The sequence below is a fragment of the Agarivorans aestuarii genome (assembly GCF_019670125.1).
In the GTDB taxonomy this organism is placed as follows: domain Bacteria; phylum Pseudomonadota; class Gammaproteobacteria; order Enterobacterales; family Celerinatantimonadaceae; genus Agarivorans; species Agarivorans aestuarii.
Genome location: NZ_AP023033.1, coordinates 4414824 through 4425000, shown reverse-complemented (window position 1 = coordinate 4425000; position 10177 = coordinate 4414824). Strand labels below are relative to the sequence as shown.

Genomic DNA, 10177 nt, shown 5'->3' with positions numbered 1-10177 from the left:
CAAGCTGTCTCCACCCGAGACTCAGTGAAATTGAAATTGCCGTGAAGATGCGGTGTACCCGCGGCTAGACGGAAAGACCCCGTGAACCTTTACTACAGCTTGACACTGAACATTGACCCTACATGTGTAGGATAGGTGGGAGGCTTTGAAGCGTTGTCGCTAGATGATGTGGAGCCGACCTTGAAATACCACCCTTGTAGTGTTGATGTTCTAACGTTGGTCCCTTATCGGGATTGCGGACAGTGTCTGGTGGGTAGTTTGACTGGGGCGGTCTCCTCCCAAAGAGTAACGGAGGAGCACGAAGGTTGGCTAAGTATGGTCGGACATCATACGGTTAGTGCAATGGCATAAGCCAGCTTAACTGCGAGACAGACACGTCGAGCAGGTACGAAAGTAGGTCATAGTGATCCGGTGGTTCTGTATGGAAGGGCCATCGCTCAACGGATAAAAGGTACTCCGGGGATAACAGGCTGATACCGCCCAAGAGTTCATATCGACGGCGGTGTTTGGCACCTCGATGTCGGCTCATCACATCCTGGGGCTGAAGTCGGTCCCAAGGGTATGGCTGTTCGCCATTTAAAGTGGTACGCGAGCTGGGTTTAGAACGTCGTGAGACAGTTCGGTCCCTATCTGCCGTGGGCGTTTGAGAATTGAGGGGAGCTGCTCCTAGTACGAGAGGACCGGAGTGGACGAACCGCTGGTGTTTGGGTTGTTATGCCAATAGCATTGCCCAGTAGCTACGTTCGGAACTGATAACCGCTGAAAGCATCTAAGCGGGAAGCAGGCCTCGAGATTAATTCTCACTAGGACTTTAAGTCCTCTGAAGGGCCGTTGGAGACTACAACGTTGATAGGCAAGGTGTGTAAGTGCTGTGAGGCATTGAGCTAACTTGTACTAATTACCCGTGAGGCTTAACCATACAACACCTAAAGGGTGTTGCTTATAGATACCTTATTTTTTGACCATGAATACTTGTTAGTACTCGTGAGATATTTTTAGCTTTTTCGAATGTTAAAGACAACAGTTTTTGCCTGGTGGCAATAGCGTTGTGGACCCACCTGATCCCATGCCGAACTCAGAAGTGAAACGCAACTGCGCCGATGATAGTGTGGGGTTTCCCCATGTGAAAGTAGGTCACTGCCAGGCTCTCATTATCGAAAAGGGCTTCCCGATTGGGAAGCCCTTTTTGTTTGTGTTTAGCATGGCCTGCTTTCAAAAGTAGGGCGGAGGCGGTTAAGGACAAAACGCAGTTTTGTTCCGCCGAAGCACAAGCAGCTATGCTGCGCACCTGACCACTGCCAGGCTCTCTTACTAAGCCCTCGTCATACGACGAGGGCTTTTTTATTGCCTGCGATTTAGTCTCACAAAAGTCTTCCAGATATACCCACACTCAAGCCTCAGTCATTTACTCAACAGCACTAACCGAGCGCATCACAGACATCGCCTTCTTGCACATACAAGGTCGAACGGCCCAGTGTTAGTAAATGGTTATATGACGGTGTATTAACCTACAAACAAGCCCTCTATCTCAATCACCGCCTTCTAGTCCGGAATTATATCTCTCTTCAAAAAGTCTGAGTTTTGTTTAGCTGGTATCGGGTTTTATATACGTAAAGCGACGATGTTTGAGTGGCTAAATAAGTAACCAAATTTAGATTCATCGACGATTTTTATATAGCTATTTGAGAGACTCTTACAAATATAAAGATAGTAACTTAGCTGCTAGGTTTATGAATTTAATAAGCTTTTACTTCTTTGTTGTTTTTGGTTGTGTTTTAGGAGGAGCAAGCCCTAGGCAATGGTTGCCTATGTTAACTGCGAGAAAGGCAACTATTATCCGGTTTTAGGTAATTATTGCCGACTAATCAACTAAAAGAAATGGTTTGAAATACTATTAGGATGTATCGGCAGCACTAAATTAAAATTTATCAAAAATTATAAATTCCTTATAAAGTACTGAATTATGGTTGTTTATTGGCATTTAATTTGCATATTTTGCTGTTGCTTAGCCAATTCAGGCAATACGACGGATTGTTGTCGGTCAGGTGAAGATTTTGTCAGCTAGATTATCGTAAGGATATGTTTCTACTGACGTTAGTGGCATTTGCTTTGCTATTTGTGGCCTAAGGCTTTCTTGGGTAACTAATTACAATAAACGAGATAAAAAGCTCGGGCCTAGGTTAAAGCAAGTGGAAGAGAACGGTAAACGGAAACTAACGTAAGTAGGAATAGACCAATGATTACCAGAGTAGTGATGTTGTGCAATGTATTGTTGCTGTCAGCATGTTCGTCAATTGCAGATGGTGTTGAAGAAGTTGCGGAGAACGTTCAAGAACGGGAAGACCGCAATCAACGCCAAGTTACAGTAAGCACCGATAGCCGTTCTCCGATCCCCGATGATCCTTTTTACGCACCTATTGAACCTAGCCCTGCAGCAGATCCAGTGATAGTGACTGGCTCTATGTTTAATGCTAATACTTCACGCAGCTTATATAGTTATACCCCACCTTTTGCATTAGGCGACACTATTACAGTACTTTTGGAGGAGGAAGCCACGGCGACTAAATCGGCCAGTTCAAACCTTGGTAAAGAGAACAGCTATAAGCTTGATCCGGTTACTGTGCCGGGTGGGAATCTAACGATTAACGGCCGAGTTGTTGAACTGGAAATGAAACAAAAACAAGACTTTGATGGCTCTTCAGATGCTGATCAACGACATCGTTTGTCTGGAAAAATCACGGTCTCGGTGGTCGACATCTTGAACAACGGCAACTTAGTGGTTCGGGGTGAAAAGTGGTTAGTTATTAACAATGGTAAAGAATACATGCGCTTTACCGGCATTGTTCGTCCATTGGATGTAGGTGAAAACAATTCAATTGGTTCCTACCAAGTTGCTGACGCTCGCATAGAGTTTAGCGGTACCGGTGATCACGCTGACGTACAAACTCAAGGATGGCTTTCGTCATTCTTAGGTGGAAGTATGTGGCCACTATAGGACGCTAACGATGTCTAAAATTATAAGAGCATGTGCTTGTTTGTTGATGCTAACGGGCATGGCTTTGCCAAGCTATGCCATTTGGTTAGAGGGTGAGGGCCAAGCCAAAATCGTTGACGGCCAAGTGGATCAAGCTCGTCAGCTGGCTATCCAAGATGCATTGTTAACCTTAATGTATCGCGGTGGTGCCAGTGTAAAGTCACTGCAAGTGGTGAAGTCTGGCGTGCTGGAAACCGATGAGCTAACGGTGCGAACTAATGGCGAAGTGTATGACATGAAGCTATTGGTTGAGACTATCATTGATGACCAAATGACAGTGAAGGTAGCCGCAGACATATTTCCTTTAAATACCTGCGAGAAAGATAGCTACGCTAAAACTTTGTTTGTTGGGCCTTTTCAATTGCAAAAGCGAGAACATGCCCAGCTTGGTGGGGTTTATAGAACACCTGAAGAAGTCTCCCAGCGACTATTTCATCGTTTCAAATCAAAGAGTAAGCGGGTTGATGCACGGCATTTAATGACTCGCCAAATAGCGTTTGATGGTCGCTATGCTAATGACATAGAACCGCAAATGCTAAAAGTTGCACGCAGCTTATCTCAACAGTACGACGTGCAATATATTTTGTTTGGCAAAATCAATGACATGTCGAGCTACAACGAAACCACCACTAACCTACTCGGCATGAAAAACACCGTTAAACTGCGCAACTTTCAAATAAAACTCTATGTGATTGATGGCATCAATGGAGAAACGGTACTCCGTAAAAATTACGGGTCTAATCGAGAATGGCCATTCGACGTGACGATGAAGTTGGACGTTACGGGTGAAACCTTTTGGTCCTCAGAGTATGGCAAGTTGATTGACTCCTACATTGATCAATCAGTTAGTGACGTTGAGGATGCACTCTATTGCCGGCAAAGTTTGGCAACGGTAGTTGGGCTGTATAACGGGCAAGTGGTAATCAACATTGGACAAACGAATGGTGTACGTAAAGGTGACAAGTTTGAGCTGGTTAGGCAGCAATACTTAATGCATTTAGATGGAGGGCTGCGCGGCCCGATATTTAATGCCGATGATACTCAGCTCACTGTTGTGTCTGTTCAGTCTGATCGTGCGGTACTCGCAACTGAGCGCTATTCCGATATGGCGAACATACAAATTCGTGACGTGATGGTAGCGGTGACAAATGATCCATTTGCCCTTGATGAAAGCACTCAATAACAATATTAAAGGAGAAGGATATGACGGCTTCTTATAGCAATACTCCACTTGCAACCAATAGCTTGGATTACAAACCCAACTTGATTGAAGTGAACAAACAACAACCCAGTGAAGTAAAATCAGAAACCAGTTTTACCCAAAAACTACAAGATGCTTTAAGCCCAAAGAGTGATAAGCCGCAAAATGCTGAAGCGCTTGCTACTAGTGAAAGTGCAGAAGCTAATACCAAGGGTACTGTAGATATAGGCCTTATGGATGTTGCTCCAGCTGCGATGAACATAGGCATGGGTTTAGCCTCGGGCAATCCAGTCGCAGCGGGTTTGGCGGGCACTGATTTATTGCAAAGCGTGCTTCGTGCAGATATTGAAAAGCAATTTACTGAGCTGGGCCAAGGCATTGCTGCTGCCCTCGTCGCAGGCATGTCGGGTGATCCAAGCGCTACTCAAGTATTGCCTACTGCCGAAGAGTTGGCCGAGCAAGCGGCATTAGCGAGTGCTGATATTGTTGCTGAAGGTAGCCAGCAAATTGCTGCGGCAAGCCAAACTGGTAGCGCCGCAACAGGCGTTAGCCAAGAGGGCAAGAGTGTGCCAACTAAAGGGTCTATTCCTAGGGCAATGCTCGACGCTGAAAATGCCCCTAAAAATGATGAGCTACTAAAACGCGATAAGACAGTTACTTAAGGTAACTAAGTAACTTGAGCACTTGGCTTAAGTTACTTGTTTCAGCTCTACAATATCGAGCAGACTTGGCAAAATTTTCACTTTCTTTACATAAGCCTAATATAATTGTGACTATATAGTGCGTAGTATATGTACAGCGCTAAATAGTAGATGTAAGGGATTATATGAAAGCGATAGTAGCGGTATTACTTAGCATAGCTTTGTTTGCTTGTGGTGGAGGTGGTGGTGACTCAGGCTCGTTTGCCGGTTCACCAAGCTCGGCCATTAGTGTAAGTCGCAGTGAAGCTGTTATTGGGCAGCTTATTCAGTTTGATGGCAGTGGCTCGAGTGATGACGGTACTATTGTTGATTATTCCTGGGATTTTGGTGACGGTAGCGGCGCAAACGGAATTAACGTTTCTAAAAGCTATGCCAGCGAAGGCAGCTATACGGTCCGTTTAACAGTTTTAGATAATGATAATTTAAGCTCGACCTCTAGTACCGTAATTCAGGTTACTAATGACGCTGCTTCCGCCTTAACTATTTTAAGCTCAGAAAGTGCCGGCATCCCTCCCTTAGATGTTAATTTTCAAGCAATCTCAACCGCTAGTGACTTAACTAATGTGCAAGTAACTTGGGATTTTGGTGACGGCAATTCAAGCACTTCACTTGGCTACGAAGCTGTGTCGCATATCTATAACGAGGAAGGCGTATTTATGGTGCGCGCTTCACGTGACTTTGAAGGCCAAGAGCAGGTAGCAGAAACCCGCGTTTTAGTGCTAGATGGAAAAACCTATCCCGTGAGCGGAACTGTTACCACCGCAATCAATACAGTGGTAGATAGCGATGTTAATGATATTGGTAACGAGTATTTTGCAAACAATAGTTATGCAGAAGCACAATTACTTCCGCCTATTGCAACGGTAAGTGGTTATTTGGCCAGTCATGCGACTGGTGATGCTAGTGATCGCTTTGTAAATGAAGCCGATGAGCGCGACGTCTACCGGGTCGATTTACAAGCCAATCAACGTTTGTTTTTAGAAATTGCCGATTGGGAAACTAGCGGTAACGATTTTGATTTACGTCTGATAAATGCAGACACCATGTTTGAAGTTAGCGCTTCTTTAGGCATTAACAAAACCGAGTTATTAAGTGTTGATCAAACTGGCAGTTATTTCCTTGTTGTAGAAGCTTATACGTTCTCTGGTAGTGAACCATATCGAGGTAACTACACCTTACGCTTGATTGGTCAAAGCTCTGCTGTTTTACCGGAGAGTAAGCATTTCAGTACCCAACAAGATTTTGTAGCCAAACAAATGGTGGTTATGCATCAGGCCGGGCGGGCAGCTTCGCTTAGCACTCAAGATTTAGGCCTGACTCAATCACAATCATCAGCAAGCATGAGCCTTTACCAAAGTAATAACCAACAAGCAGTGGCCTTAAATAGTACTGCTGGAGACGGCTTAGGTGCACAGTTTAGTGAAGAGTATGCCGCCAAGCGTAGTACTCTGCTGGAGATTAAACGCCTTCATTACCAATTGGGCGGGAAGGAACAATCGGTTTCGCCTAACTATTTGTACCAACCTTTTGCCTTGTCTAACGACCCTTTGGTTTCTCGCCAGTGGCACTATGAACAAATCTATTTAGATAGTGCATGGCAACTCATGCAAAATAGCACCTTAAACGATGTGGTAGTAGCGGTCATTGATACCGGTATTTTTCAGAATCACCCCGATTTAAAAAATCAGCTAACCAGTGATGGTTACGACTTTATTTCCGATGCGTCTAATGCCCTAGATGGTGATGGCATTGATGCTAATCCAGAAGATCCAGGAGACTTAACTAGTCCGGGCGGCGGTTCTTCTTGGCACGGTACACACGTGGCAGGCACGGTGGCGGCACAAACCGATAATGCCCTCGGTGTAGCGGGCGTAGCACCTAATACAAAAATCATGAACCTACGAGCCCTTGGCCGCTATGGCGGTAGCACTTGGGATATCTCTCAGGCCATTTTATATGCGGCTGGCTTAAGCAATGCCTCAAATCGTGCGCCTAACCAAACTGCAGATGTAATTAACATGAGCTTAGGTGGAAGTGGTTACGACAGCGCCTTTGATTCGGTAACCCAGCAAGCAATAGCCAGCGGTGTGATTGTAGTTGCTGCTGCCGGTAACGAGAGTACCTCGCAGTTTAGTTACCCAGCGGCATTTGCCAATGTTATTGGTGTTAGTGCGGTAGACGCCGCAAAAGACCTCACTTCATATTCTAATTATGGCTCATATATTGATGTTGCTGCACCGGGTGGTGATGGCAGTGCCGACTTAAATGGTGATGGCTACGGAGATGGCGTTTATAGCACTTACGTGGCAGAAAATGGTAGTAGTAACTCTGCCAGCTACCAGTACTTAAACGGCACCAGTATGGCCGCGCCACATGTGGCAGGTGTTATTGGCTTGATGCGTCAACTTAATTCAGAGCTTAGCACTGATGATGTGCTGAATTTGCTTGCTCAGGGTGAAATTACCGATGATATTGGAAGTGATGGCTTCGATCAGCTTTACGGTTATGGCTTAATTAATGCCGAAAAAGCAGTACGTTCGCAATTAGATACTGACCAGCCCGATAGAAGCGCTTTAAGTTTGAGCACTAATCAAGTGAGTCTTAGCTTTATCGAAGATAGTGCTGAAGTAAGTGTAGAGCTTATTGGCAGTGTGAGTTTGTCGGTGAACAGTGTCCAGAGCAATGCCAGCTGGTTAACGGTAAGCCCACAAAATGTAGATGCAAACGGCGTTGGAGATTACTTACTTAGTGTAAACCGTAACGGTTTAAGCGACGGCAATTATGGCGCCAGTGTGGTGTTTAGCGTATCTAATGGTAGTGAGCTGAATCTAGGTGTTTCAATGAACGTAAGTAACGTACAGGCTGGCGATAGCGGTTTAGTGTATGTATTACTGTCTGATCCCGAAACAGGCTCTACCTATTATGAGCAATCGGTAAACATGAATAATGGTGAGTTTAGCTTTAGCTTCGCCGAGGTGCTTTCTGGTGAGTATGAGCTAACCGTGGGCAGTGACCATGACAATGACTACCGTATTTGTGACGAAGGTGAATTATGTGGCGCTTACCCGGTTCGTAATGACGTAACGCCAATACTGGTTACCGAAGAAACCTCTGGGTTAAGTTTAAGTGTTGAGCCAATCACCACCGAGGACCTCACCAACCAGGCTGTTAACTATAAGCTACTTAAGCAATAGCCGTCCCCAAAGGCCTTGCGCAATTTGTGCAGGCCACTGTTTATCTTAACGTCAATTCCTAGCGCTTATTTGTGTAGGGGTGTAGGGTGTTATAAACAAGCTTGATATCTCACTGTCATATTTGACATACAAATCACTTAATTAGTTTGTGCTTAAGCATTTTTACGGTAGTGTGATAATTCAAATTAATAAATTCAGATCTAGTTCAATTAGTTGAAAACTAAAGCTTAGGCTAGTATTGGTTAACAAACTGCAGCAAGGCATAATGAGTTTGAAAACGCTGTCTTAAGCAATTGTATATAGGTAATTAAGGACTGAGTTAAGGGGATTGAATGCTGGAGTTAGGTTGTTTACGTTTATCCCAAGATAAATTAGCAGCATTAATTGAAATAACACCTCAAGAGTCGCACGTAAGTGTCAGCGATGTGAAAGCCTTAATTCTGCGTTCAGACTTTGGCGATTACTTAGTGGACGAAGAGGCCATTGTTGATGCCGTCGCTAAGTTTGCTGAATTACGAGAATCACCAGATCTAATTGAACAATGGGGGCAAACGTTTGTTAAGTTAGCCAACATTCGAAATGCCGAAGTGACTATTGATGTTGCTGAAGACAAAATGGTAGCGCGCGCTACCATTACTGCAGCTTATGGCGGTAATCCCATTTCTCAGGGGGATTTAGTTAGTGCCATGCAAGAAGCCGGTGTGCTGTTTGGTCTGCAAAAGAAACGCGCCTTGGCCTTGTTAGCTGCGGCCAAACAAGCCGATCCCGGTGTAAAAATTAAGAAGGTGGTCGCCCTTGGCCGCCAATCTGTAGATGGCGAAGACAGCCGCTTCGAACGTTTTGTTGCTACGCCCAAAGAGCGTTTACTTAAACCTAAAGAAACCGAAGATGGTCGAGTAGATATGCGCGACTTAGGTAATTTAGAGACCGTAGAACCTGACGTAGAGCTAATGCGTCGACATCCTCATACTCATGGTCAGGCGGGCAAAAATGTTTGTGGTGAAGAGCTTCCCTATAAGCAAGGGCACGAAGTTCCTTTCACTGTAGGCGAAGGAACCAAAATTGCGGTAGATGACGCAAATTTATTACTGGCTGATCGAACCGGTTTACCACTTGAGATAGAAAATGGCATGAAGGTCGATGATGTCCTGTCGATTAAGAGTGTCGATGTTAGCTACGGACACGTTGATTTTGCCGGGAGCGTGCTGATTACTGGAAATGTTGGTGACGGCATGAAAGTAAAAGCGTCAGGCGACGTGCACATTAATGGCTTTGTTGAGTCTGCTAGTATTACTGCCGGTGGCGATGTGGTAGTTGGCAAAGGAGTGATTGGTCATCGTTTGATGGAAGGCGATGAAAATTATTCTTGCACCATTAATGCTAAAGGCGAATTACACGCTACCTTTGTTCAGTATTCACATATTGAGGCAGGTAAAGATGTCACTATTACCAGCCAGCTTCTACACAGCAAGATAGAAACCGATGGCAAAGTCACCGTGAGTGACGCCAGTGGCCTACGTGGCACTTTGGTGGGTGGCTCAATTGACGCCGGTGGAGAGATTAGCGCAGTGGTATTAGGCGCCACTGCGGGTACTGCCACGCAACTTACTATCTCTGGTGATTTTGATGATATTCAAGAAGAGCGACGTAGCCTAAACAATATCAAACACACTTTGCATGATAAGCTGAGCAAGGTACTCGATGCTCAAATGAAGTTGGGCTCAACTAAGCAAGAAGATCGCGAAGAGGGCATGGCCGACAAACTCTCGGCTACCTTGCATCATACTCGCCAGGAGCTGGTTCAAATAGACTTTGCCCTAGATTACAACCAGCAGATGGAAGATCAGTTCTTCTCTAATGCGAGGCTTACGGTTAAAAAAGAGCTGCATCCTAATGTACGCTTAGACATAGTTGGCCATAAGCTATTTACTAACCGTGAATATGGGCCAACCGAAACTAAATATGAAGACGGGAAAATGACTTTCACGCCTTTAACCCCCGGAAAAAAATAGTTGCTCTTTTCCCTTTTAACGGCTTAAGTAAGGTT

The 10177-nt window shown here is 45.0% G+C and carries 5 protein-coding genes and 2 rRNA genes (1 of these 7 running past the window's edge); all 7 read left to right on the top strand.

From position 1 onward, the window contains the following. A 23S ribosomal RNA gene (locus K5609_RS20440) occupies positions 1-919 on the top strand (it extends 1971 nt beyond the left edge of the window). Between the two features lie 111 nt (positions 920-1030). Beyond that, positions 1031-1146 (top strand): 5S ribosomal RNA (gene rrf, locus K5609_RS20435). 1090 nt (positions 1147-2236) lie between these two features. Further along, the gene (locus K5609_RS20430; protein ID WP_221075233.1) at positions 2237-2995 is read left to right on the top strand and encodes a flagellar basal body L-ring protein FlgH; all 759 of its coding nucleotides are present in this window, start codon (positions 2237-2239) and stop codon (positions 2993-2995) included. A gap of 10 nt (positions 2996-3005) precedes the next feature. Then, positions 3006-4217, top strand: a complete 1212-nt coding sequence (locus K5609_RS20425) for a flagellar assembly protein T N-terminal domain-containing protein (RefSeq protein WP_246611908.1) — start codon at positions 3006-3008, stop codon at positions 4215-4217. Positions 4218-4237: 20 nt separating this feature from the next. Beyond that, positions 4238-4897 carry a hypothetical protein gene (locus K5609_RS20420; protein WP_221075232.1) on the top strand — a complete coding sequence of 220 codons (660 nt, stop codon included), beginning with the start codon at positions 4238-4240 and terminating at the stop codon, positions 4895-4897. A gap of 164 nt (positions 4898-5061) precedes the next feature. Further along, a complete protein-coding gene (locus tag K5609_RS20415) occupies positions 5062-8130 on the top strand; it encodes a S8 family serine peptidase (RefSeq protein ID WP_221075231.1) in 3069 nt (1022 codons plus the stop codon). A 332-nt stretch (positions 8131-8462) separates the two neighbouring features. Then, the gene (locus tag K5609_RS20410; protein ID WP_221075230.1) at positions 8463-10142 is read left to right on the top strand and encodes a flagellar assembly protein A; all 1680 of its coding nucleotides are present in this window, start codon (positions 8463-8465) and stop codon (positions 10140-10142) included. The last annotated feature ends 35 nt before the right edge of the window (positions 10143-10177 follow it).

Coding starts and splice junctions, on each gene's coding strand:
- K5609_RS20430 (WP_221075233.1), top strand. CDS start 2,237: ATGATTACCAGAGTAGTGATGTTGTGCAATGTATTGTTGCTGTCAGCA.
- K5609_RS20425 (WP_246611908.1), top strand. CDS start 3,006: ATGTCTAAAATTATAAGAGCATGTGCTTGTTTGTTGATGCTAACGGGC.
- K5609_RS20420 (WP_221075232.1), top strand. CDS start 4,238: ATGACGGCTTCTTATAGCAATACTCCACTTGCAACCAATAGCTTGGAT.
- K5609_RS20415 (WP_221075231.1), top strand. CDS start 5,062: ATGAAAGCGATAGTAGCGGTATTACTTAGCATAGCTTTGTTTGCTTGT.
- K5609_RS20410 (WP_221075230.1), top strand. CDS start 8,463: ATGCTGGAGTTAGGTTGTTTACGTTTATCCCAAGATAAATTAGCAGCA.